Annotated in this window: 21 protein-coding genes; 16 read left to right on the top strand and 5 right to left on the bottom strand. The window is 63.0% G+C overall.

Going from position 1 to position 24,557, the window contains the following annotated elements; translation table 11 throughout:
• The first annotated feature begins 14 nt into the window (after positions 1–14).
• The 5 genes from ACQKRQ_RS28285 to ACQKRQ_RS28265 all read left to right on the top strand — a co-directional run bounded on the left by ACQKRQ_RS28285 (position 15) and on the right by ACQKRQ_RS28265 (position 4,302).
• On the top strand, positions 15–749 hold the full coding sequence (locus ACQKRQ_RS28285) for a methyl-accepting chemotaxis protein (RefSeq protein ID WP_427480988.1): 735 nt from the start codon (positions 15–17) through the stop codon (positions 747–749).
• Positions 746–1,288 (top strand): hypothetical protein, encoded by a 543-nt coding sequence (locus ACQKRQ_RS28280; RefSeq protein ID WP_427480987.1) that lies wholly within the window; start codon positions 746–748, stop codon positions 1,286–1,288. The genes ACQKRQ_RS28285 and ACQKRQ_RS28280 overlap by 4 nt, the downstream gene beginning before the upstream one ends.
• 37 nt (positions 1,289–1,325) lie before the next feature.
• Entirely contained in the window at positions 1,326–2,297 is a 972-nt protein-coding gene (locus ACQKRQ_RS28275; RefSeq protein ID WP_427480986.1) for a chemotaxis protein CheX, read from the top strand.
• A 20-nt stretch (positions 2,298–2,317) separates the two neighbouring features.
• Positions 2,318–2,683 carry a response regulator gene (locus ACQKRQ_RS28270; RefSeq protein ID WP_007178665.1) on the top strand — a complete coding sequence of 122 codons (366 nt, stop codon included), beginning with the start codon at positions 2,318–2,320 and terminating at the stop codon, positions 2,681–2,683.
• An 872-nt stretch (positions 2,684–3,555) separates the two neighbouring features.
• Positions 3,556–4,302 (top strand): winged helix-turn-helix domain-containing protein, encoded by a 747-nt coding sequence (locus tag ACQKRQ_RS28265; protein WP_132383435.1) that lies wholly within the window; start codon positions 3,556–3,558, stop codon positions 4,300–4,302.
• A gap of 67 nt (positions 4,303–4,369) precedes the next feature.
• Here the strand turns inward: ACQKRQ_RS28265 and ACQKRQ_RS28260 are convergent, their stop codons facing one another.
• Both ACQKRQ_RS28260 and ACQKRQ_RS28255 read right to left on the bottom strand, forming a co-directional pair.
• A complete protein-coding gene (locus ACQKRQ_RS28260) occupies positions 4,370–5,128 on the bottom strand; it encodes an SDR family oxidoreductase (RefSeq protein WP_427480985.1) in 759 nt (252 codons plus the stop codon).
• Positions 5,129–5,226: 98 nt separating this feature from the next.
• Positions 5,227–6,186 carry a GlxA family transcriptional regulator gene (locus ACQKRQ_RS28255; protein ID WP_427480984.1) on the bottom strand — a complete coding sequence of 320 codons (960 nt, stop codon included), beginning with the start codon at positions 6,184–6,186 and terminating at the stop codon, positions 5,227–5,229.
• 104 nt (positions 6,187–6,290) lie between these two features.
• Here ACQKRQ_RS28255 and ACQKRQ_RS28250 point away from each other — a divergent pair, with 104 nt between their 5' ends.
• The 4 genes from ACQKRQ_RS28250 to ACQKRQ_RS28235 all read left to right on the top strand — a co-directional run bounded on the left by ACQKRQ_RS28250 (position 6,291) and on the right by ACQKRQ_RS28235 (position 10,873).
• On the top strand, positions 6,291–7,226 hold the full coding sequence (locus ACQKRQ_RS28250) for a LysR family transcriptional regulator (RefSeq protein WP_132383440.1): 936 nt from the start codon (positions 6,291–6,293) through the stop codon (positions 7,224–7,226).
• Positions 7,227–7,337: 111 nt separating this feature from the next.
• Positions 7,338–8,531 carry a CaiB/BaiF CoA transferase family protein gene (locus ACQKRQ_RS28245; RefSeq protein WP_132383442.1) on the top strand — a complete coding sequence of 398 codons (1,194 nt, stop codon included), beginning with the start codon at positions 7,338–7,340 and terminating at the stop codon, positions 8,529–8,531.
• Positions 8,528–9,481, top strand: a complete 954-nt coding sequence (locus ACQKRQ_RS28240; RefSeq protein ID WP_427480983.1) for a hydroxymethylglutaryl-CoA lyase — start codon at positions 8,528–8,530, stop codon at positions 9,479–9,481. The genes ACQKRQ_RS28245 and ACQKRQ_RS28240 overlap by 4 nt, the downstream gene beginning before the upstream one ends.
• Positions 9,482–9,541: 60 nt before the next feature.
• Entirely contained in the window at positions 9,542–10,873 is a 1,332-nt protein-coding gene (locus tag ACQKRQ_RS28235) for an MFS transporter (protein WP_427480982.1), read from the top strand.
• A 21-nt stretch (positions 10,874–10,894) separates the two neighbouring features.
• On the opposite strand, the gene ACQKRQ_RS28230 is transcribed toward ACQKRQ_RS28235, so the two are convergent.
• A complete protein-coding gene (locus ACQKRQ_RS28230; protein ID WP_427480981.1) occupies positions 10,895–12,481 on the bottom strand; it encodes a Na+/H+ antiporter in 1,587 nt (528 codons plus the stop codon).
• A gap of 382 nt (positions 12,482–12,863) precedes the next feature.
• Entirely contained in the window at positions 12,864–13,589 is a 726-nt protein-coding gene (locus ACQKRQ_RS28225) for a GntR family transcriptional regulator (protein ID WP_427480980.1), read from the bottom strand.
• Between the two features lie 162 nt (positions 13,590–13,751).
• Here ACQKRQ_RS28225 and ACQKRQ_RS28220 point away from each other — a divergent pair, with 162 nt between their 5' ends.
• The 4 genes from ACQKRQ_RS28220 (at position 13,752) to ACQKRQ_RS28205 (ending at position 20,276) form a co-directional block, all read left to right on the top strand.
• A complete protein-coding gene (locus ACQKRQ_RS28220; RefSeq protein ID WP_427480979.1) occupies positions 13,752–14,972 on the top strand; it encodes a pyridoxal-phosphate-dependent aminotransferase family protein in 1,221 nt (406 codons plus the stop codon).
• A gap of 172 nt (positions 14,973–15,144) precedes the next feature.
• A complete protein-coding gene (locus tag ACQKRQ_RS28215) occupies positions 15,145–16,431 on the top strand; it encodes an MFS transporter (protein ID WP_132383452.1) in 1,287 nt (428 codons plus the stop codon).
• Positions 16,432–16,470: 39 nt separating this feature from the next.
• Entirely contained in the window at positions 16,471–17,220 is a 750-nt protein-coding gene (locus ACQKRQ_RS28210; protein WP_427480978.1) for a 2-keto-4-pentenoate hydratase, read from the top strand.
• 32 nt (positions 17,221–17,252) lie between these two features.
• Complete coding sequence (locus ACQKRQ_RS28205; protein WP_427480977.1) at positions 17,253–20,276, top strand: FAD-binding and (Fe-S)-binding domain-containing protein; 3,024 nt, start codon at positions 17,253–17,255, stop codon at positions 20,274–20,276.
• A gap of 31 nt (positions 20,277–20,307) precedes the next feature.
• Here ACQKRQ_RS28205 and ACQKRQ_RS28200 read toward each other — a convergent pair whose 3' ends face one another.
• On the bottom strand, positions 20,308–21,225 hold the full coding sequence (locus ACQKRQ_RS28200; RefSeq protein ID WP_427480976.1) for a helix-turn-helix domain-containing protein: 918 nt from the start codon (positions 21,223–21,225) through the stop codon (positions 20,308–20,310).
• A 158-nt stretch (positions 21,226–21,383) separates the two neighbouring features.
• On the opposite strand from ACQKRQ_RS28200, the gene ACQKRQ_RS28195 reads away from it, so the two are divergent.
• From ACQKRQ_RS28195 to ACQKRQ_RS28185, 3 genes are all read left to right on the top strand, one after another.
• The gene (locus tag ACQKRQ_RS28195) at positions 21,384–22,283 is read left to right on the top strand and encodes a DMT family transporter (protein ID WP_427480975.1); all 900 of its coding nucleotides are present in this window, start codon (positions 21,384–21,386) and stop codon (positions 22,281–22,283) included.
• A 664-nt stretch (positions 22,284–22,947) separates the two neighbouring features.
• Positions 22,948–23,664, top strand: coding sequence for an ABC transporter permease (locus tag ACQKRQ_RS28190; RefSeq protein WP_427480974.1), 717 nt, complete (start codon positions 22,948–22,950; stop codon positions 23,662–23,664).
• Positions 23,661–24,557 carry a glycine betaine ABC transporter substrate-binding protein gene (locus ACQKRQ_RS28185; RefSeq protein WP_427480973.1) on the top strand — a complete coding sequence of 299 codons (897 nt, stop codon included), beginning with the start codon at positions 23,661–23,663 and terminating at the stop codon, positions 24,555–24,557. The genes ACQKRQ_RS28190 and ACQKRQ_RS28185 overlap by 4 nt, the downstream gene beginning before the upstream one ends.

Genomic DNA, 24,557 nt, shown 5'->3' with positions numbered 1-24,557 from the left:
CGAAGGGAACGGTTGTGATTCAACAGTATGTATTGGCGATGGCTGCAGGCAGCGCGGTGACCGCGCTGCTGGCATTTGCCGCGCACAAGCTGCACAGCGCGAAGCTGACGGCACGGCTGCGCGCTGAAGCGCAAGCCAGCATCTCCAGGCTCGAGGCTGAGCGGGCCGATCATGGCGCAGCCATTCGCGCGCGAGAGCAGGCCGAGCAGGAACTCCTCGCTTTGACCACGCAGTTGCGCGAGGACCTGATGCAGCAATCGGCAAGCGCCGACGAACTGCGCGCCGCACTGAAAGCGGCCGCCGAGGACAAAGATCAATTGGCGCATCAGGCGCGGCAGATTGCCGGCGAAGCCGAGCGTCTGAAGAGTCTCGGTGCGACGTTCGAGCGCTGGCACGAACAGATGATTTCGCTGATGACGCAAAACCATGACATGCACGCGAAGAATCAGGAGCTGTCGTCGATTGTGCGGCACGTGGTGATCGTGTCGCTGAACGCGTCGATCGAAGCTGCGCGCGCGGGGCCTGCCGGACGCGGCTTCGCGGTGGTGGCGAGCGAAGTGCGCGCGCTCGCCGCGCGTTCCGAAGAATTGTCGAAGAGCTATCGCGACAGTTTGCACCGCAACGACCTGACCACGACGTCCACGTTTCAGGACATTCAGGCGGGCGGCAAGATGATTGCGGCATCGCTCGCGAGCGTCGAGTCGCTGGCCCATCAGTTTCATTCGAAGCTGCACGAGGTGGCGGTGTGATCTCGGCCCACGCCAAGGACAGCTTCGACCGCATTTTCCGCAAGGCCGCGCAGGCGCGTTTGCCGCTGAATTCGGGCGAGCTGTGCGAGATCGCGCCGATAGCGGACGCCAGCGTCGGCGTATCCAAAGACACGCAAGTGGTCGTGCTGACCATTTCGTCGATCGTATTCAGGCTGCTGCTGATTCTTCATTTCGACGAAGACGACACCACACGCGGCTACTACCTGAAAGACACGGCGGACGAGCGCCCCTTCCAGGAAGTCTTTCTGGAAATCTGCAACCTGTGTTGCGGGGCGATGAATCAGGAATTGCTGCGCTACTTCCCCGACCTCGGCATGTCGACGCCTTATGTGCTGAACGCGCGTTGCCTGCCGCATCTGCATGAATTGAAGCCGGCTCTGTTGTCGTCGTATGCGATCACGCTCGACGGCAGCGTGCGGCTTGCCGCGACGGTGTGCGTGTGCGCGCATGCGCCGCTCGACTTCGTCGCCGATACGAGCGTTGTCGAAGAAACCAGCGGCGAGCTGGAGTTGTTCTGACCGTGAAATGGATAGCCGCTGTGAGCAGGAACGCGACATGAACATGAACAAGCCGGTCAGCAAAGTGCTGGTGCTGGACGACTGCCCGGCGCACAAAGAGGCGCTGAAGCGCTTTTGCGACGAGAACAATCTGGTCGGCGTGAAAGTCGGCAAGAACCGCTTGCAGTCGGTGCTGCGCTCGAATATCGATCTGGGCGCGGTGCTGTTCGCCGAGAGTTACGGCGGCTCGCCGGAAGCGAGCGCCGAGATCGCGATCAGGATCAACGCGGTGCGCCCCGAGTTGCCGATCATCATGCGCCGGGATAACGACCCAGCCATGGACGGCTTGCCGGAGAGCCTGCGGCGCGTGGTCTGCGCCGCGTACGTCGCGCACGATATGGCGCCGCTGCGCCAGGTGATCGACGACTACATCTTCAGCCTGGATTATCCGAACGCACTAGTGCGCGGCATCGCCGACATGACGCAGGCCATTCTCGGCGACGTGTTCAAGGACCTGACCATCACGTGCGACACGCCGTATATCGTGCGCGACCGCATCATCTTCGGCGAGGTGTTCAGCCTGATTCCGCTGGAAAGCGCCTGGTGCCGCGGCTACATGATGATGCAGGCCGAAGAGACGCCGATCCTCGAACTGCTCGATCGTTATCAGATGATCGACAACGCGCGGCACGGCGAAGCGGATTTCCGCGACCTGAACAGCGTGCTCGGCGAAGTGACGAATCTGATCTGGGGTTCCTTCAAGAACCGCTATGTCGGCGATGCGGACGCCTGGGCGCGCAGCCAGGTGCAGGTGCCGCTGCTGGTGAATCACAAGCACAAGTACATCTCGTTCGGCAGCGGCAATCCGCAACTGTGCTTCACGTACTGGCTGAAGGATCCGCAGTCGAGCCGTGCGGTCAAGTTGCATCAACGTTTTGTGTTCAGCCTGAGCTGGTCGCCGGAAGACTTCAAAGAAGTCACGGACGACGTCGGCGCAATGGTCGAGGCAGGCGAACTGGATCTGTTCTGAGTGTTGTCATAGGAAAAAACATGTCGAAAATTCTGGTGGTGGATGACTCGAGCACGGTGCGCGACGAAGTGGCCGGCTTTCTGAAGAAGAACGGCTTGGACGTCGACACGGCCGTGGACGGCAAGGACGGCCTCGCCAAGCTGAAGGCCAGCCCCGGTATCAAGCTGGTGATCAGCGACGTCAACATGCCGAATATGGACGGTCTGACGATGGTCGAGAAGATTCGCGGCGAGCTCGCCAACAAGACCGTCAACGTCATCATGCTCACAACCGAGAGCAGCCCGGCAATGAAGGAGCGCGGCAAGGCGGCCGGCGTGAAAGGCTGGATCGTCAAGCCGTTCAAGGGCGACGCGGTGCTGGAAACGTTCCGCAAACTGGCGAGCTAAGCGCTTGTTTCGCTGCAAGCGAGCGCAAAGGTGAGGTTTTTCGGGAGCTTCGCGCGGGCCGGTGTTTGAGTCTGTTTCGCAGTCACTGCGACTGTCGAAATGCGGGAAAAACGCTAATAAACCGGCTGGCGTAGTGATCGAGGCGATGCTTCCGGATGCCTCCGCTTGATCAAAGGTGAGACTATTCGGGACCATCCGGGTATTCGCACAAGGCTCGCCACAAAGCCTGGTTTATTGCGACATGCGCTGACCATGCCGCTTTTTCTGCTCATAAAGCTCCATCGCGCCTCGGATCGAAAACGGTGAGCGGCAAATTCTATCGGCACTCACCACGGTGCTTTGTTTTCAGCACGATGGTGTCGCTGGCCAGCATATATCGATCACAGCACCCATCCCCCGCGCGAATCGCGCGTCTCCATCACGTGCGAAGCCCTGCACGTACACGGCTGCTTACCTGGGTATGCAAATTACTCCATCGGCTTTAAAGGTGAGAGTTTGCGGGAGTGGCCTGTTCTGGAGTAGTCGAACCACGCCCAGCATGCCTTTGCGGCCTGCCCCCAAGCTCGAAAGGTGAGGGTTTTCGGGAGCAATTCGACGCCTGCCTCGTCCCGAACCCCAAGCGCTCCGTGTCAAAGGTGAGGTTTTTCGGGAGCCCACCCGCAAATCGTACGGTGCGCCACACGCGCGGACTCATATCACGTTTCGCGTTGAAAGAGTTGGGAAGAAATTGGCAACCTAGGGGGCTGTTCCGCGTTTTGAGAACAGCCGCATGCGGGGAAGATGGCGACGCGGACGACAGGGTGCGCGGATCGGCTATATCCGCATGCCAGATGCCTGTCTCTGAAAAACGATCGTCTCCTGGAATCAGTTGGATGAGTCAGCATATTCTTTTCGTGGGTGCCGACGCCGGCTTGACTGCCGTGGTGGGCGAATCATTGCGCGGTCAGGGCTGCGGCGTGTCAGCACGTCCGCCTGCTGCCGGGCTCAAGCATGTGGTCGAGATGGAGCGGCCTTCGTTGCTGGTGCTCGACATCTCGGCGCCGCACGGCGACGGCCTCGCCGTGTTGCGTGACTTGCGCATGAGCGGCAACGACGTGCCTGTGATTCTGCTATCGGCAAGCAGCAAAGCGATTGATCGCGTGATCGGTCTCGAACTCGGCGCCGACGACTTCATGAGCAAGCCCGCCGACCCGGCTGAACTGCTCGCGCGCATTCGCGTGTTGCTGCGACGACGCGGCTCGCTCGCGCCCGGCGCGCCGGAGACGCGGCCGCCGTATCGCTTCGGCCGCTGCGAGCTGAACTTCTCCGCGCGCGAATTGCGCCGCGACAACGAGCACTTCGCGTTGCGCAGTTCGGAGTTCGCGTTGCTCAAGATCTTCGTCAATCACGCGATGACCGTGCTCACGCGCGTGCAACTCAACGAGAAACTGCGCGGCAATAGCGTGTTGCATCAAGGGCGCAGCCTGGACGTGTCGATCTGGCGGCTGCGTCGGCTGATCGAAATCGATCCCTCGGAGCCGCGCTATGTGCAAACGGTGTGGGGACGCGGCTATGTGTTCGTGCCGCACGGCGAACTCGGTGCGGCCGAGCGCGATGTGATGGTCGCGCCCGGCGTGTAAATCGGCGGGGAGTCAGGCGAAAGGTGAGGGTTTTCGGGAGCGCTCGATGCGCCCCGTTACCAACGCATTAAGCCGGCTTCGCGATCTCGCGAATGTCCGCGACCGGCGTTTGGCCGAATGCATCGCTCAATGCGTAATTGAGCAACTGGGTGGCGCATTGTTCGGGCGTCGACAGTTGGCCGTTGCGCTTGAGGTCTTCGAATCTTTCGCGCATGGGGAACTGTTCGACGCCGCTGCCGCGAATCTCCGCCTGCATATTCGTATCGATCACGCCGGGCGCCAGACTGCAGATACGCAACGCACGATTCGCGTCGAGTGCGACGGCGCGCGCGTGATGATCGAGCGCGGCCTTCGTCGCGCAGTAGATGCTCCAGCCGGGATACGCATTGCGCGCCGCGCCGCTGGAAATGTGCACGATGCGCCGGTCGGTTGCGTCGACGGCGGCCGCGGCGAGCGCGCTGGCCAGCATCAACGGCGTGGCGACATTGAGGCTCACGGCGGTCGCGATGGATGTCGCGTCTTGTCCTTCAATCGGGCCGATGGGCTGCACCATCCCCGCGTTGTTGATCAGCAGAACCGTTTGCGCGCCGCTGACGAAGCCACGCAGCGCATCGCTCGCGATCCATTGCGCGACGCGTGCGGTGTCGGCCAGTTCCAGTTCGATTTCTTCGAGCAGCGTCGGGAAGCGCGCTTTGAGCGCGGCATGACGCGAGCGGGACAAGCCCAGCACCGCGATCCCGCGAGCCAGAAGTTGTTCGGCGAGCGCCTCGCCCAGACCGCGCGTGTGGCCGGTGACGATCGCACGGATCGGGGAAGAAGTGGTCATGTCGGTCCTTGGGATCGTTGGCTTGGAAAGGCCGCTATTTTCTCACGCGACATTTTTCCGCGTGCGGCGGCCCTCACTGCGAGCGCGTGCGTTTCACGTCAAGCCGAGCGAAAACGCTCGCGATACTGCATCGGCGTCGCGCCGATTCGCTTGGCGAAGACAATGCGCATGCGGTCCGCCGTGCCGAAGCCGCAGTCGTACGCAATCGCCTTGAGCGCCGCACCGCTGCTTTCGAGCAGCTTGCGCGCCGCATCCACGCGGGCGCGCTCGACGAATTCATGCGGCGTCACGCCGGTCTCCTGCACGAACACGCGCGCGAAGTTGCGTGCGCTCATGCCCGCGACGTCCGCCAGTTGCTTCACCGTGAAGCTCTCGCGAATCCGTTCCATGACGTGCGCCTGAACTTTGGCAACCGGCGAGGTGTCGTCGGCGGGCGCGGTCAGGTAGGGGCTGAATTGCGACTGGCCGCCTTGCCGCTGCGCGAACACCACCAGACGTTTGGCGACGGCGAGCGCCGTGTGCGGACCGTGATCCTCGGCGACTAAAGCGAGCGAAAGATCGATGCCCGCAGTCACGCCGGCCGATGTGACGAGTTGCCCATCGCGCAGATAGATGCGGTCGAAGTCGACGCGCGCCTTTGGAAATTGCGCCGCCAGTTGCGCTGCGTGCTGCCAATGCGTCGTGACGTTGCGGTCGTCGAGCAACCCCGCGTGACCGAGCGCGAACGCGCCGGTGCAGATCGAACCGTAGCGGCCGCACTGGGGGGCGACGTTCGTCAGCCAGTCCAGCAGGGGCGCATCAGGCGTAGTGTCCGGCAGCTCGGGGCCACCCGCGACCAACGCAAGATCGAACGGACCGCGGGCCTTGTCGAAGGTAGCGTCGGCGACCAGCATCATGCCGTTGGATGCTCGCAGCGGTGCGGCTTGAGCGCTGAGCAACCTCACCTCGTAGGCATCCGCGGGCGCGATGAAGCGGTTGGCTTCGGAAAACACGTCGACCGGGCCGGCGACATCGAGCGCCTGCACGCCGGGAAAGATCGCGATCGCGACGGTGGGCATCGGAAGACTTCCTTTGACGAGGGACGGGATCCGCGAGGCACGGCACCTATTTTCTGCATCTGGCGTCAGAATAGGCGGATCGCACAACAACGCGGCGTCCCGCCATGGTAATCAAAAACCTTCTCCGAAGGCTCGACCTCACCACGCTGCAACTCTTCCTCGCGGTTTACGAAGAAGGCACCCTCACGCGTGCCGCCGAGCGCGAGGCGATCGCCGTCTCCGCCGCGAGCAAGCGTCTGCTCGAACTCGAACAGGCGGTCGGCGCCACGCTGTTCCAGCGCAACGCACGCGGCATGACGCTCACGCCGGCAGGCGAAACGCTGCTGCATCACGCGCGCCGCGTGATGCGCGACATCGAGAATATCGGCATCGAACTGGCCGGTCATGCGAGCGGCGTGCGCGGCTATGTACGCATGATGGCGAACCTGTCGGCGATCGTCGAATTCCTGCCGGAAGATTTGCGCGCGTTCCAGTTGCAGCACGAACGCGTCAAGCTCGATCTGGAAGAGCGGCCGAGCGGCGGCGTGGTCGAAGCCGTCGACGACAGCCTCGTCGACGTGGGCATCTGTTCCGGCGACGCCGACACGCGCGACCTGCACGTCGAACACTACCGGCGCGATTCGCTGGTGCTCGTGATGCGCGACGATCATCCGTTGGCGGCGCGCGAGAGCGTTGCCTTCGTCGAAACGCTGGACGGCGATCACGTTGGCCTGCACGCCGCGAGTTCCATCAATGCCCGCACGCATCTCGCCGCGCGTCAGGCGGGCAAGCCGCTGCGGCTGCGCATCCACGTGCCCGGCTTCGACGCGGTCTGCCGGATGGTGCAGGCCGGCATGGGCGTCGGCGTGTTGCCGCTGAAGGTGTATCAACTCATGGGCCGTCCGCTGGGTCTGGTCGGCGCACCGCTCGAAGACGACTGGTCGGAACGCAGCCTCGTGCTGGTGGTGCGCGACGTCGACGCATTGTCGCCGGTGAGCCGCCTGCTGTTCGACCATCTGCGCTCCATCGAAGCCTCGGAAGCCCCGCCCACCACTGCTTGACGAAGAGCGTTCGCCGTTCGCGAACGGTCGTTGGCGAATTGCGGTTGGACGCCGCAGCCGCGCCGCTCATAAGCTGTCTCTCAACACGAAACCAGCTTCGGAGACAGCATTATGGGTGGACCCCTTCAGGGTATCCGCGTCATCGAGATCGGAACCCTCATCGCCGCGCCGTTTGCCGCGCGCCTCATGGCCGAGTTCGGCGCCGACGTCATCAAGATCGAAGCGCCCGAGACCGGCGATCCCCTTCGCAAATGGCGCAAGCTGCATGAGGGCACCTCGCTCTGGTGGTATCTGCAGTCGCGCAACAAGAAGTCCATCTGCGTGAATCTGAAGTCGGCGGACGGTGTCGAGATCGTCAAACGGCTCGCGGCCGACGCCGATGTCGTGATCGAAAACCTCCGCCCCGGCGCGCTGGAAAAGCTCGGCCTCGGCTGGGACGTGCTGCACGCAATCAATCCGAAACTGACGATGGTCCGCATCTCCGGCTATGGCCAGAGCGGCCCATACCGCGATCGGCCGGGCTTCGGCGCGATCGGCGAAGCGATGGGCGGCATCCGTTACACGACCGGTGATGTGGACGGCGCGCCGGCGCGCGTCGGCGTGAGTCTCGGCGATTCGCTCGCCTCGCTGCATGGCGTGATCGGCGCGTTGATGTCGCTGCTGCGCGTGAAGACGGGGCAGGGTGAAGGCCAGGTGGTCGATGTCTCGCTGGTCGAGAGCGTGTTCAACCTGATGGAAAGCCTCGTGCCCGAATACGATCTGCTCGGCCATGTGCGCGAGCGCAGCGGCGGCGCGCTGCCGGGCATCGCGCCGTCGAACACGTATCGCACCGAAGACGAGGGCTTCGTCGTGATCGCCGGCAACAGCGATCCGATTTTCAAACGCCTGATGCAGGTGATCGGCCGTCCCGATCTCGCCGACGATCCCGCCTTGGCGCGTAACGACGGCCGCGTTCAACACTGCGCAATGCTGGATCAGGCGATCACCGAATGGACCTCGCACCACTCCACCGACGACGTGCTGGCGGCGCTCGAACGCGCTGAAGTGCCGTCTGGGCGCATCTATTCGGTGGCCGACATCGTCGCCGATCCGCACTACCAGGCGCGCGACATGTTGTTGCAGGCGCAACTGCCGGGCGGCGCGTCGGTGAAGATGCCGGGCATCGTGCCGAAGCTCTCGGACACGCCTGGCGAAGTGCGCTGGCAAGGGCCGACGCTCGGTGAGCATACCGGCAGCGTGCTCAGCGAACTCGGATTCGCCAACGAAGATATCGAGCGGCTCCGCCGCGAAGGAGCCGTGCAATGAATCGCGTTTTGAACACCCCGCACTACGACAAACTGATCGTGCAGGAAGTGGCGCCGCGCGACGGCCTGCAGATCGAACCCACCTGGGTCGACACGCACGACAAGATCGCGCTGATCAACGCGCTATCCACCGTGGGCTTCACGCGCATCGAGGCCGGCTCGTTCGTTTCACCGAAAGCGATTCCCGCGCTGCGTGACGGCGAGGCCGTGTTCCAGCAGATCGAGCGGCAACCGGGCGTGATTTACGTCGCGCTGATTCCGAATCTGAAGGGCGCCGAACGCGCGCTGGCTTCGCGAGCGGATGAACTGAACCTGGTGATGTCCGCGAGTCAGACGCACAACCGCGCCAACATGCGGATGAGCTGCGAGTCGTCGCTGGTGGCGTTCGGCGACATCGTGCAGCATGTGAAGGGCTCGGGCGTGCTGTTGAACGCGTCGGTGGCGACCACGTTCGGCTGTCCGTTCGAAGGCAAGATCGACGAAGACCGCGTGATCAGCATTGTCGATACATACCGCGAGATGGGGATCGAGGGCATCACGCTCGCCGACACGACCGGCATGGCGAACCCGCGGCAGGTGACGCGACTGGTCACGCGCGTGCTCGAACGACTGCCGGCCGCGGCACTCACGCTGCACTTTCACAACACGCGCGGGCTGGGTCTTGCGAATGTGCTGGCGGCATACGAAGCCGGCGCGCGCCGCTTCGACGCCGCGTTGGGCGGCCTCGGCGGCTGCCCGTTCGCACCGGGCGCGTCCGGCAACATCTGCACGGAAGACCTCGTGAACATGTGCGACGAAATGGGCATTCCCACCGGGATCGATCTGGAAAAGCTGATCACGCTGTCGCGCGGCTTGCCCGCGTTGCTCGGCCACGACGTGCCGGGGCAACTGGCAAAGGCGGGTCGTAACTGCGACCTGCATCCCGTACCCGAATACGTTCTACAAATCTAACCCTCCCCTAATCGATTAAACGACCGGACGGCTTCGCCGAATCCGGCATTGGAGACGAACATGAGTGACCTGGGCGCAGTCGCAACCGGCAACCGCGAGCACAGCGCGAACGATGCTTCGGCCATCATCCGCAAAGTGGCGTGGCGGTTGATGCCGCTGATCATGATCTGCTATCTGTTTGCATTTTTTGACCGCATCAACATCAGCTTCGCGAAGTTCCAGTTGCAGAGCGACCTCGGCTTGTCCGATACCGCATACGGTCTCGGTGCGAGCCTGTTCGTGATCGGTTACGTGCTGTTCGAAGTCCCGAGCAATCTGTTTCTGTACAAGGTCGGCGCGCGGCGCTGGATCGCGCGGATCATGATCTCGTGGGGACTGGCGACGGCCGCGATGGTGTTCGTCAACAACGAGTGGCAGTTCTACGGGTTGCGTTTCGTGATCGGCGCAATGGAAGCGGGCTTCGCGCCGGGCGTGCTGTACTACCTGACGCTGTGGTTTCCGCCGAGCTATCGCGGGCGTATCACGTCGATGCTGTTTCTCGCGTCCGCGTTTTCCGGCCTGGTCGGCGCGCCGCTCGCGGGGCTCGTGATCGGACACATGAACGGCGTGCTGGGCATGCCTGGCTGGCACTGGCTGTTTCTGCTCGGCGGGTTGCCGTGCATCGTGCTCGGCTATCTGGTGCTGAAGCTGCTGAAGGATCGTATCGAAGACGCGGGTTGGCTGTCGCCGGCAGAAAAGTCCTTTCTGTCCGGGCAGATTGCGCAGCAAAGCCGTCATCCGGACACCGGACATTCGTTGATGGGTGCCATCAGAACGCCGGGCTTTCTCACGCTTGGGCTGGTGTATTTCCTGATTCAGGTGGCGTCGTACGGCTTGAATTTCTGGGCGCCGCATCTGATTCACGTGGCGGGCACGAACAACCCGACGGTGATCGGTTTGTTGACGGCGGTGCCTTATATTGCCGGCGCAATCTGCATGGTAGTGGTCGGACGCTTGTCCGATGCGAGCGGCGAACGGCGCAAGTTCGTGTTCGGCTTGCTGGTCATGTCTGCGATCGGCTTCTTTGCCGCAGGGTTCTTCGACAAGCAGACGGCGTTGCTGGTCGTCGCGCTGGCTGTGATGGGCGCGGGCGTGGTCGCTTCGATTCCGGCGTTCTGGGCGTTGCCGCCGAAGCTCGTCACGGGCGCCGGCGCCGCCGGCGGGATCGCCTTGATCAATACGCTCGGGCAGCTCGGCGGCATTGTGAGCCCGATCATGGTGGGGCGCGTGCGAGACCTGACCGGCAGTACCACGCCGGCCTTGTACGTAATCGGCACGATGAGCCTGGTGTGCGCGCTGATCGTGTTGTACGGATTGCCTGACTCATTGCGACGCAAGGAAGCCGCGCGGTAAAGGCTGACCTGACGCGATCGGTCAGCCCCTGCCATGCAACGCGGCGATTTCCTGCAGGTCCAGGTCGTGTTCGAGAACGGTCAGCAGTTCATCGTGAAGCAAGCCCGTTCGATGCAGCTGCAATAGCTCGACGCGTGCCGCCGAAACGGCGGCCAGCACCACGTCGTAGTGCGCGGCGCGTTCTTTCGCAGGAAAGGTGGCTTCGTCCTGATGGGCCTCGGTAATGCGAGCACGATAGCTGTACTGTTCCAGCAAGCGCGGATGAATCACGCTGCCATCCGCCCCATGCACGAGCGGCTGAATGGCGGCGAGCTGCGCGGCTTCGAGCCGTGCCCACGCCTGCGGCTCGGTCAGATGCTGTTCGTTTCGTTCGGCTGCGTGGTCCGGATTGATCCAGCGAATCAGCGCTCCGATCGTCGTGCCTTGACCGAGCACCGTCACCAGAATCACGGCAAATGAGGCGACCAGGATCAGATCGCGGCCGGGCATCTCCTCAGGCAAGGAGAGCGCGATAGCCAGCGTGACCACGCCTCGCATGCCGGCCCAGCTCGTGACAGTGGCCGAGCGCCAGTCGGGCGTGCCGCCCGTGCGGCGCGCCAATTTGCACACCAGCGCCTTCAACCATTCCACCGCGAAGACCCACACGAATCGCGACAGCACGACCACCGCGAGCACCGCGCCGACGACGGGGGCGAACGCGGCCAACACGTCGCCGACGCCGCCTAGCCGCACGATCACGCCGCGCAGCGACAGTCCGATCAGAATGAACACCAGCGCTTCCATCAGGAAGATCACGACCTGCCAGAAGGCCGTGCCGCGCATGCGTACCGCCGCCGAAAAGACTTCGTGCTGATGCCAGCCGAGCACCATCCCGCAACTCACGGTCGCGATCACGCCCGACACATCCAACGTGTCGCCGACGATATAGCTGGCCCACGCGGACAGGGTCGACGCGGTGATGATGAGGTATGCGTCGTCGAGATAACGCAGAAGCTTGACGAGCACGAAACCGATCGCCACGCCCACCGCTATGCCGCCCAGTGCGAGCACGGCGAAGCGTCCGATCGCATGCTGCGCGCTGAAGGTGCCGGTTAGCGCGGCTGCGACGGCGAAGCGGAACAGCACGAGGCCGGCGGCGTCGTTGAGGAGGCTCTCGCCTTCGAGCAGCACCATCAGGCGGCGCGGCAGCGCGACGCGTTCGAGCACCGCCTTCGCGGCGACGGCGTCGGGCGGCGAGACGATCGCACCCAAGGCGAAGCACGCGCCCCACGGCAGAGCGGGCACGACCCAATGCACGACCAGACCGACCGTGAGCGTGGTGAACGCGACGGCGCCGATCGCGAGCAGCAGGATGCCGCCGAGATTGCCCTTGAACTCGTCCCACACGGAGAAGTACGCGCCGTCCATGAGGAGCGGCGGCAGGAACACGATCAGGACCAGTTCGGGATCGAGATTGAAGCGTGGCAGTCCGGGCACGAAGGCCATTGCGGCGCCGCCGACCAGCAGCGCGGCGGCTGGCGGCAGACGCAGCCGCTTGGCAAGCAGTTCGAGACCGATGATCGCGACGAGCGACAGCAGGACGACTTTGAAGCCCATGACGGACGACATGTTCGGCCTCGGCAAATGGCTGGGGAACTACTTTTTATCACACCGCGGATGGGGTGCCTGTGGTTGTGACGAGACAGGATAGGCGTGTGGCGTCAAGCACTTGGGTGGGCTGTGCGCAGGTTGTCCACAGGCTTGCGAACAATTTGTGGGGATAACTGACGGTTCGCGTCGAACCACATCCCGGCGTAACGCGTTTCCAGCGCATTCGCCCGCAAAGTGCCGACCGGTGCTCACGCATGAACCGCAGGTCGATACCTCCATCGCATCAACCACTTGGCTGGGATGTAAGAAGGTTGTCCACAGGCTTGCCAACATTTTAGGTGGACAAGTTTTACCTTCGGCGCGGACGCCGAAGGCACACCGCCTAGGTGCTCAACTCGACTCAAGTCTTCAACGGTGACCCCGCCACCGCTTCCCGCGACTGCACCTGCAAAACCGCATCGCGCTTATCAAGCAGATGCTGCCGAAGAATCGCACTCAGCTTCTTACCATCCCGCGCTTCAAGCGCCTTCAGCATCTCGTCGTGATCATGAATCGCGCTATCCCACTTCGGAATCTGGAAATTCGACCGAAACCTGAGCGCCTGCAAGCGCCGATTCACCGCGACATAAGTCTGCCGCAGAGCCGAGTTCCTGGCCGCCTCATTGATCTTGTCGTGAATCGCCTGATTGCGGCTGTAGTACCCGGCCAGATCGTTCTGCGTACGGCACGCGAGCATCGCGTAATGCAGCGCCTTGATCTCGGCGAGTTCAGCAGCCGTCATCCGCTCGGCCGCCAGTTCGCCGGAAAAAGCTTCGAGACCACTCATCAATTCGAAGGTTTCGCGCAATTCAGCCTCCGACATCTTCGACACCGACGCGCCACGATTCGGCGAAATCTCGATCAACCCTTCCGCGGCCAACACCTTGAGCGCCTCGCGCAGCGGCGTGCGTGAAATACCGAGCGTTTCGCACAACTCGCGCTCGTTCAATTTCTTGCCCGGCTCGAGCACGCCTTCGACGATGAAGCGCCGAATGTGCTCCACCACCGTGTCGTGCAAGCGCTGCCGCTCGACCTTCGGCATCAGCGGGGAAGTGGCGACGCCGGCCTCGAAATCCGAATTTTGCATACAAAAGCCCTCAACATCTCATTAGCTCGGATTTTATAGGAAGCTGAAAGATTAGTTAATAGCGCGGGTAAACACCGGTGCCAACGGGCAATTTTCGCCTTGGGATCGTCAGGGTTCGTCTGATATAGTTTTTTGAATGCAAAATTCAATCGGAGGAGCCCAATGCTCAAGCTAGACTTTCACCCCGCTGGCCGTCACTTTTTGCAGATTCCGGGTCCGAGCCCGGTGCCCGACCGTATCCTCCGGGCAATGAGCTACCCGACCATCGACCACCGCGGTCCGGAGTTCGGCGAACTCGGTCTGAAGGTGCTCGACGGCATCAAGAAAATCTTCAAGACGCAGCAACCCGTGGTGATTTACCCGGCCTCGGGCACGGGCGCCTGGGAAGCGGCGCTCTCGAACACGTTGAGCCCCGGCGACCACGTGCTGATGTTCGAAACCGGCCACTTCGCCACGCTGTGGAAAAAGATGGCGGAAAGCCTCGGGCTGAAGCCGAAGTTTCTCGGCCTGCCGGGCATTGAAGGCTGGCGTCGCGGCGTGCAGCCGCAAATGATCGAGGAGCGTCTGCGCGCCGACACGCAGCACGCGATCAAGGCGGTGTGCGTGGTGCACAACGAAACGTCCACGGGCGTGACCTCCGATATCGCCGCCGTGCGTCGCGCAATCGACGCAGCGGGTCATCCGGCCTTGCTGCTGGTCGACACGATCTCAGGCCTCGCGTGCGCCGACTATCGTCACGACGAATGGGGCGTCGACGTCACCGTCTCGGGCTCGCAAAAAGGTTTGATGCTGCCGCCCGGCATCAGCTTCAACGCGATCTCGCCGAAAGCCGTGGCCGCCAGCAAGCAGGCAAAACTGCCGCGCAGCTTCTGGGATTGGACTGACATCGTCGAGATGAACAAGACCGGTTACTGGCCGTACACGCCGAACACGAACCTGCTTTACGGACTCAATGAAGCGCTCGAGATGATTCTCGGCGAAGGGCTCGACAACGTGTTCGCCCGGCACGAACGTCTCGCCGAAGCGACCCGTCGCGCGGTGCGTGCGTGGGGCCTGGAGATTCAGTGCGCCGATCCGTCGGTGTACAGCCCGGTGCTCACGGGCGTGATGATGCCCGACGGCATCGATGCCGATGCGGTGCGCAAGCTCATCTACGAACGCTTCGACATGTCGCTTGGCACGGGCCTCGGCAAGATGAAAGGCCGCATGTTCCGCATCGGCCATCTCGGCGACTGCAACGACCTGATGCTGCTGGCCACGCTGGCCGGCTGCGAAATGGGTCTGCGGCTCGCGGGCGTGCCGCTCAAGGAAAGCGGCATGCCTGCCGCTATGGAATGGTTGAGCCAGCCGACCCAAGCCTCGGGCCTGAAAGCCGCGGCCTGAGGACACGAGGCGCAACCAACGGCTCGCAAAAAAGGGACTTCCCTGACGAAGGAAGCCGCGCACAGAACGCGGCCCGAACTAATGCGATGGTCCTGCGGCGCAAGCCGCTGCCGGGCAACGACGCAGCGCGCCATCTCAGGCCCGCCGTCGACACATGCAATGGAGAGAGACGATGAAGCGGTTTCGTGTGACCAGTGCGACCAGTATCGTTCTAGTGATGCTCTGCATCATGTACTTCATCACCTACCTCGACCGCGTCAACGTCAGCACCGCGGCGGCGGGTTTCGGCAAGGAATTCCATCTCTCGCATACGGAAGTCGGCCTGGTGTTCTCGGCCTTCGCGTATCCGTATCTGATCTTCCAGATCATCGGCGGATGGGTCAGTGATCGCTTCGGTGCGAAACGCACGTTGATATTTTGCGGCGCCATCTGGGGCGTCGCGACTCTGCTGACGGGTTTTGCGGGCGGCCTGGTTTCGCTGCTGGCCGCGCGCGTGCTGCTCGGCTTCGGCGAGGGCGCGACGTTTCCCGCCGCTACTTCCGCGATGGCGCGCTGGGTCGCCAAGGAAAAACGCGGCTTCGCGCAGGGCATCACGCATGCGGCCTCGCGGATCGGCAATGCGGTGGCGCCCGGTCTGATCGTGCTCGTCATGGCGACCTGGGGCTGGCGCGAGTCGTTCTATATCTGCGGCGTGTTCAGCTTGTTGTGGGTCGCCGTGTGGGCGATCACCTTCACCGAACATCCGAAAGATCATCCGCGTATCACGAACGACGAGCTCACCGCGCTGCCCGCGCCGAAGCCGAAAGTCGCCGGCGTGCCGTGGGGCAAACTGTTTCGCCGCATGTGGCCGGTCACGATCGTGTACTTCTGCTATGGCTGGACGTTGTGGCTGTTCCTGAGCTGGATTCCGCAATACTTTCTGCACAGCTATCACCTGCAACTTCAGAAGTCGGCGATCTTCGCTTCAGTGGTGTTCTTCGCCGGCGTGATCGGCGACACGCTCGGCGGCATCGTGACCGACGCGATCTTCACGCGCACCGGCAGCCTGAAACGCGCACGTAGCTGGATGGTGTCGGTCTGCATGTTCTTCTGCCTGCTCTCGCTGATTCCACTGATGTTCACGCACAGCCTGTATCTGTCGATGGCGTGTCTCGCGTCCGGCTTCTTCTTTGCCGAAATGACGATCGGTCCAATGTGGGCGATTCCGATGGATATCGCGCCGGAATACTCGGGCACCGCAAGCGGCATGATGAACACCGGCTCGGCACTGGCGGCGATCATCTCGCCGGTGGTCGGCGGTTTCCTGATCGACTACTTCGGTAGCTGGGAATTGCCGTTCGTCGGCAGCATGCTGTTGATGGCGATCGGCGTGGTGCTCGCGTTCCGCATGCAGCCGGAAAGCAAGTTCGCGCTCAACGCAGCCGATAAAGCGCATGTTCCTACCGGCATGGGCGTTTGAGCGCGCTACACCGTTCCCTCTCTCTTCGCCTTTGACGACATGACCACAGCACTTAGCACGCTTCTCGCCGACGCACGCCGCAATCACGCCACACTCGACACGTTGTCGCCGGAGCAAACACCTGCTGACGCCGCCGCGGCGTATGCGATCCATCATGAAATCCTGGACGCATGCGGTGCGCGGATCGCCGGCTGGAAGATCGGCGCGAAGTCCGAAAGCGGTCCGATCCAGGGCGCGCCGTTGCCCGACCTCGACTTGCATGCCGACGGTGCGCGTTTGCCGCGCGAAGTCTTCGCGCCGTTGGGCCTTGAACTGGAAATCGCGTTTCGCTTCGGACGGCGTTTCGATGCTTCCACCACGCCGTATAGCGAGGCTGAAGTGCTGGCGAGCATCGGTTCGATCGGCGCGACCATCGAAATCGTGGCGAGTCGCTACGCCGAATGGCCCGCTGTCGACAAGCTCGCTCAACTCGCGGATTTGCAGAACCACGGCGCGCTGATCGTGGGCGAATTCACGCCGTATCGCGAGGATTTTCCGTTCGTGGCGCCGTCGCTGCATTTCAATTTCGACGGAAACGATGTGGTAAAAGCCACGCCCGCCAATCCGGCCGGCGATCCGCGACGCCTGCTGACGTGGCTCGTCAATCACGCCACCTCGCGCGGCATTGCGGTGACGCCGGAGATGGTCGTCACAGCCGGCTCCTACACCGGCATGTTCTTTCCGCAGACGGCGGGCACGGCGAGCGGGCGCATTGAAGGACTCGCGCCGGTCAGCCTCACGCTGTGCTAGCCGCTTCCCTGTTTTTGCCATAGGCCGACGATATGACGAACCCCACTTCCGCTTTACTCGTCAAGCCGATCCATCTGGTTCCATCCGCCGCGCGCCTGACGAGTCCGCTCGCGCAGCATCTGCGCAAATCACTGCGCGGCGACGTGCTGTTCGATGCGGCGAGCCGCGGCCGTTACGCGACCGACGCGTCGATCTACCAGATCACGCCGATCGGTGTGGTGGTGCCGCGCGACCAGGACGATCTGCGCATTGCACTGGAAATCGCGCGCAGCGAGAAGGTGCCGCTGCTCGCGCGCGGCGCGGGCACGAGCCAATGCGGCCAGACGGTCGGCGAAGCACTGGTGATCGACACGAGCAAGTGGTTGAACAACATCGTCGCCTTCGATGCCGAAGCGCGCACGGTGACGGTCGAACCGGGCGTCGTGCTGGATCATCTGAACGCGTGGCTCAAACCGCACGGTCTCTGGTTTCCGGTGGACGTTTCGACGGCCGCGCAATGCACGATCGGCGGCATGGCCGGCAATAATTCGTGCGGCTCGCGCTCGATCGAATACGGCAACATGGTGCACAACGTCGACGCGATCGACGCGATTCTCGCCGACGGCAGCGAAGCGCGTTTCGCCTCGTTACGCGAGGCGCCGCAAGGCGCGCGCTTGCAGCAGATACTCGCGGGCGTGAAGCAGATCGCCGAACGCGAGCGCGACGAGATCGTGGCGCGCGTGCCGAAGGTCTTGCGCCGCGTGGCCGGCTACAACATCGACGTGTTCGATTGCCAGAACCCGCGCGCTTATACGGACGACGGCGTCGCGAATCTCGCGCATCTGCTGGTCGGCTCGGAAGGCACGCTTGCGTTCAGCCGGCAATTGACGCTCAGGCTCGCGCCGCTGCCCGCGTATAAAACGCTCGGCGTAGTCAACTTCCCGACCTTCTGGCAGTCGATGGAGCTGACGCAGCACATCGTCAAGTTGAAGCCGGTGGCGGTGGAGCTGGTCGATCGCACGATGATCGATCTCGCGATGGGCAATCCGGCGTTTCGTCCGGTGATCGGCAAGGCGCTGGTCAGTGAGCCACAAGCCATTCTGCTGGTGGAGTTCGCGGGCGAGGACCGCGACGCGCAACTGGCGTCGCTCAAGCAGCTCACGGAACTGATGGCAGACCTCGGCTTGCCCGACTCGGTCGTCGAGATGCCGGACGCGAACGAACAGAAAGCGCTTTGGGAAGTGCGCAAGGCCGGGCTCAATATCATGATGAGCATGAAGGGCGACGGCAAGCCGGTGTCCTTCATTGAGGATTGCGCGGTGCCGCTCGAACATCTGGCCGAATACACGAGCCGCCTGACCGAGGTGTTCCATCGAAACGGCACGGAAGGCACGTGGTATGCGCATGCGAGCGTCGGCACGCTGCACGTGCGGCCGATTCTCGACTTGCGGCGCGACGGCGCGGTCAAGATGCGCGCGATCGCCGAGGAAGCCGCGGCACTCGTGCGCGAATACAAGGGCGCCTATTCGGGCGAACACGGCGACGGACTGTGCCGCGGCGAATGGGTCGCGTGGCAATATGGCCCGCGCCTGAATCAGGCGTTCAGCGAGATCAAGGCGCTGTTTGATCCGGACAACCGCTTCAATCCCGACAAAATCGTGCGTCCGCCGAAGATGGACGACGCGCACAATTTCCGCTTCGCACCGGGCTACAAGGAACATCGCATCGAAACGGCGCTCGACTGGTCCGCATGGAATGTCGAACGCGATCCGCTGACAGGACAGGAGACCTTGCCGGGCAGTGGCAACGATCTGTCCGGCGGTCTCGCGAAGGCCGTCGAGATGTGCAATAACAACGGCCACTGCCGCAAGTTCGACGCGGGCACCATGTGCCCGAGCTACCGCGTGACGAAGGATGAACAGCACGTCACACGCGGACGCGCGAATACATTGCGCCTCGCGATTTCCGGTCAACTCGGCGAAGCGGGTCTCGCGAGCGACGACGTGAAGGAAACGCTCGATCTGTGCGTCTCCTGCAAGGGCTGCAAGCGCGATTGCCCGACAGGCGTCGATATGGCGAAGTTCAAGATCGAGGCGCGGGCGGCGCGCGTCAAGCGTCACGGGCTGCGTCTGCGTGACAAGCTGGTGGCTTTTATGCCGCGTTACGCTTCGACAGCGAGCCGCATGCCGGGTTTGATGGCGCTCGCCGATAACGTGCCGGTGCTGTCGGCGTGGTTCAAGCGATCCGTGGGCTTCGCACCCGAGCGGAGCTTGCCGCGCTTCAAGAAGTCGTTCCTGGCTGATGCGGTGTCATCGCGCAACGCAGCCCAAGGTGTCGCACTCAAAGAAGTCCTGCTATTCGTCGACACGTTCAACAACAACATGGAGCCGGAAAACGCGCGCGCTGCGCAGCGGGTACTGGAGGCTGCGGGTTACACAGTGCACTTCAATACGCGCCAGGGTGAGCGGCCCGTGTGCTGCGGCCGCACGTTCCTCGCGGCGGGTCTCGTCGATGAAGCGAAGCAGGAAGCGCGGCGCATGCTCGATCTGTTCAAGCCATTCGTGGAGCGCGGCGTGCCGATCGTCGGGTTGGAGCCGTCGTGCTTGCTGTCGTTGCGCGATGAGTTCCTGCACTACGGCTTTGGCGATGAAGCGCAGCGGCTGGCGAAGCAGGCGCTCCTATTCGAAGAGTTTCTGGTGCGCGAGGAAAAGGCCGGACGTTTGCAGCTCGCATTGAAGCCGTTGGCCAAACAACAGGCGTTGGTGCATGGCCATTGCCATCAAAAGGCCTTCGACGCCTTCACGCCCGTGCAAACCGTATTGAAATGGATTCCTGAACTGAAGGTATCGACGGTGGAGTCGTCGTGCTGCGGGATGGCGGGCAGTTTCGGCTACGAGGCCGAGCATTACGCGACGTCGCAGGCAATGGCCGAGTTGTCGCTGCTGCCGGCGGTGCGCAAGATGGATGGCAACACGCTCATGGTCGCGGACGGCACGAGTTGCCGGCATCAGATTCACGACGGCGCCGGCGTCGACGCGATCCATGTGGCGCGCGTGCTGGCGATGGCGTTGCAGTAAATGCAGTAGCGCAGAACGCGCCGGCTCGCGCTCAGGCGGCGATAGCCTGCCGATACGCGGTCGGCGCCACGCCGACGCTCTCGCGGAAACGGTGGCTGAAATGGCTGGCGTTGGCATAGCCGCATTGCTCGGCGACCTGCGCGAGCGGCAGCGCCGTGGAGCGCAATAGCGTGCGGGCGCGTTCGAGCCGCTGCTGCGCGATCCACGCGGCGGGCGGCAGTCCGAACGAGGTGCGGAACATGCGCGCAAGATGAAATTCCGATAACGCCGCTACGCCGGCCAGCTCGCCGAGTGTGAGCGTCTGCGAAAGATGGCTTTCGATATAGTCGTGCAGCCGCCGGCGAGTCGCGACCGACAATCCGCCTTTAAGCGACGCATCCGTGCGGCGCACGCCTTGCGCGCGCAACAGCAGACTCAGCACTTGATGCGCGGTCTCATTGGTGCGCAGCAAACCGTCGGGATCCTGCCAGTCTTCGTTCGCAAGCGATTGACACAACGTGGCGATGCGGGCGTCTTCGAAATACGTGCGATCGGCGAGCGTCAGTTCGCGCGGCTCGAGGTCGAGTTCCTGAACCGCACGCTGCGTGAAGTGCTCCGGAAGGAAGTACAGGTGCATGAAATGCATGTGGCCGCGCACCCACCAGCGTGATTCGTGGTCGCCGGGCAGCGCACAGAGCCGCGACGGCGCGCCGTAATGCCCCGGCATTTTCTGACGCTCGGTGCGATAGCCGCCGTCCAGATAACACGACAACGTGTGATGGCCGGGCCGATCGTAGACGGTCTCGGCTTCTTCCGTGTCGCGAGTCCAGACGGCGATGGCCAGCCGATCGCCGAGCCACGCGAAGCGGTCCAGATTCGCGTTGGCGCTGCTCAGCGTGTGACACACCGACTGAAGGCCGAACGGCGATTCGGTGGGGTGCGTCACGGCGGCGTGCGGTCTGGCGTTCACGAAGCGGGCGAAATACTTGTCATGACTGAATAAGCGTCAGTATACGGCCGCCCACGCGCGGCGGCTTGCCACTCCGAAAAAGTGCGCAATCCTGGACAAGTGCGGCCGGTCTGGCTGCGGCATAGTGGGCTTCCGTATTTGCTGCTGCAGGCCTGACCATGAATTTGTCCCTCTATGCCGCCACCGTTTTGATTTGGGGCACCACGTGGATCGCGATCAAATGGCAACTGGGGGCGGTGCCGCCGCCGGTGTCCATTGCATGGCGTTTCTGGATCGCGGCGCTGGTGCTGTTCGCGTTGCTGCGTATCATGCGCCGGCCGATCTGGCCGCCGCGCGCCGCATGGCGATTCCTGGTCGCGCAAGGATTGACGCTCTTCTGTCTGAACTTTCTGTGCTTCTACTACGCGGAACAGGTGGTGCCGAGCGGCCTGGTGGCGGTGGTGTTTTCGACCGCGCCGCTGCTGAATTCGATCAACGGCCGCCTCTTCATGGGCCGGCCGTTGCAACCCACGGCGATTGCCGGTGCGGCGCTGGGGCTCGTCGGTATCGTGTGTCTGTTCGTGCAGCAGATGACGGGACACCTCGGCGATCACGCCGCGTGGTTCGGGCTTGGGATCGCGTTTCTTGGAACCCTGTGCTTTTCGGCCGGCAACCTGTTGTCGAGCCGCATGCAATCGATGGGTCTGCACCCGTTCGCCACGAATAGCTGGGCGATGCTGATCGGCGCCGGCGTCTTGACGGTGGGAAGCGTAGTGGCCGGTTTCTCGTTCGCCGTCGAGCCGTCCGCGCGTTATCTCGGCGCGCTCACCTATCTCGCGATTTTCGGCTCGGTGATCGGCTTCACGGCTTATCTGATGCTGGTCGGGCGCATCGGACCCGAGCGGGCTGCTTACTGCACGGTATTGTTTCCGATCGTGGCGCTGGCGGTGTCGACGGTGTTCGAAGGCTATCAGTGGTCCGCGCTGGCCGTGGTCGGACTGTTGCTGGTGGTGGCCGGCAATCTGGTGGCGTTCGATCTCACGCGGCGTATCTTCGTGCGGCGAGTGCGGACTTCCTGAGGGACGTTTTCCCTGCGAGGCGGCGCGCTAATCGGCCGCCGTGCCGAGAGTGCTGGAGAGTCACCGTTTGCCAACGCGTCTCTTTATCAACGGTGATGATTCAGATTGGCAGGGCCGCACCTGCGGGCGATTGAGGTGAGTATTTTCGGGAGCCTGGGAGGCGGTTGGGAAAAGCTCCGGTGAGCTTTTCCGGGAGTGCGGAAATCAAGCAAAAATCAAAGCTGGCACGCTCTCCATCACCTCCGCATTAACCACATGGGTAGACGAACCCGCCCATCACCCGTATAATCCCAGCACCCTAACCGCGAAATTGCAGCTAGATAGGCCCAGTTAGAAGGGGTTCGATGCAAACTAGCAGCACTTTGCATCCGCTCTGACGCCGGTTGAAAACCCGGCATTCAAGAGGGGCCTCAAACCCTGTCGGACAAGCAGCCCAGCGCTGCTGCCCAATATCATCGATGGATCTGGCACCAGTTTTGCTGACTGGTCCGCCACCGAAGGCGAAATCACACCGCCTTCGCGCCGGGCAAAAACAAACCCCCGGCACCACTCGGTTCAACTCGCGGCATCTGCCGCGTCCCGAACTTCCCATTCGCAGCGTCATCACGACGCCTGTGCGGCGCGGCTATTTCCGCGCGTCGCTCGAACAAGGAGGCGCATCTTCATGATTCAACGTCCTGCCAGACTGATCGGCAGTCTTGTAGCCATCGGTGTCGTCGTCGCGTTGCTGTGCCGCGCGATCGACCCCAGCGCGCTGCATCAGTACGCGCCCGATCTCGTCTACTACACGAAGCGGCACCTGCTGCTCGTCGGCTACTCCATGGCGCTCGCGCTGCTGGTCGGCATTCCCGCCGGCGTATTGCTGAGCCGCCCGTCGTTCGCGCGTCACGCCGAACGCTTCATGCAGATCTTCAACATCGGCAACACGATTCCCTCGCTGGCCGTGCTGGCGATCGCGCTCGGCATCTTCGGCATTGGCGATATTCCGGCGCTCGTCGCGCTGTTTCTCGCGTCGTTGCTGCCCATCACGCGCAATGCCTACGAAGGCATGAAGAACGTCTCGCCCGCGCTGCGCGAAGCGGCGCTCGGTCTCGGCATGACGGGCTGGCAGTCGCTGTTGCGCGTGGAGTTGCCTAATGCCATGCCGATCATCATCGGCGGCGTGCGCACGGCGCTCGCGATCAACGTGGGCAGCGCGCCGCTCGCCTATCTGATCGGCGCGGACAGTCTCGGCACGCTGATTTTTCCGGGCATCTATCTGAACAACCAGCAGCAGCTTTTGCTCGGCGCGGCGGCCACCGCGATTCTCGCGCTGGTACTGGACGGCATCGTCTCGGCCGGCAGCCGCTACCTGCTCGCGCGACGCGGGGTGACGGCATGACGAATCTGTTCAAACGCAGCCGCTGGCTCGCCGCCGGCGCATTGCTCTTCACGAGTCTTCAGGCGAGCGCGGCGACGCTCGTACTCGGCGGCAAAAATTTCACCGAGCAATACGTTCTTACCGAGATCACGTCGCAATACCTGCGCGCGAAGGGCTACACGATCGACGCCCGCACCGGCCTCGGCAGCACGCTGTTGCGCAGCGCGCAGGAGAACGGCCAGGTCGATATCACGTGGGAATACACGGGCACCGCCGCGATCGTCTACAACAAGATCACTGAAAAGCTCGATCCGAAGACGATGTACGAACGCGTGAAAGCGCTCGATGCGAAACGTGGCCTCGTGTGGCTCGATTGCTCGCCGCTGAACAACACGTACGCACTCGGTCTGCCGCAGCAAGTGGCGCAGCAAACCGGCATCCGCACGATTTCGCAACTCGCCGCGAAGATGGCGGCGGAGCCGAAACAGAAACACGTGTTTGCGATGGATGCGGAGTTCGCCAATCGCCCGGACGGCCTGAAGCCGCTCGAAGCCGCGTACGGCATGCAGTTCAGCCGCGCGGAAACGCGGCAAATGGATCCGGGCCTCGTCTACACGGCGCTGCATAACAACCAGGTGCCGATCGGGTTGATCTACACGACGGACGGCCGCGTGAAGGGCTTCAACATCATGCCGCTCGAAGACGACCGCCACTACTTCCCCGCATACAACGCCACGCCGGTGGTGCGCAAGACGACGCTCGACCAGAACCCGCAACTCGCGCCGCAATTGAACGCGTTGTCCGACGCGCTGAACAACGACACGATGCTGGAAATGAACAAGCAGGTCGACATCGACGGCAAGCCGGTGCGCGAAGTCGCGGCGGAATTCCTGCGCACGCACAAGCTGCCCTGA

Source organism: Paraburkholderia sp. NPDC080076, from assembly GCF_050281145.1.
Classification (GTDB): Bacteria; Pseudomonadota; Gammaproteobacteria; order Burkholderiales; family Burkholderiaceae; genus Paraburkholderia.
This window is presented reverse-complemented; position numbering and strand designations above follow the sequence as displayed.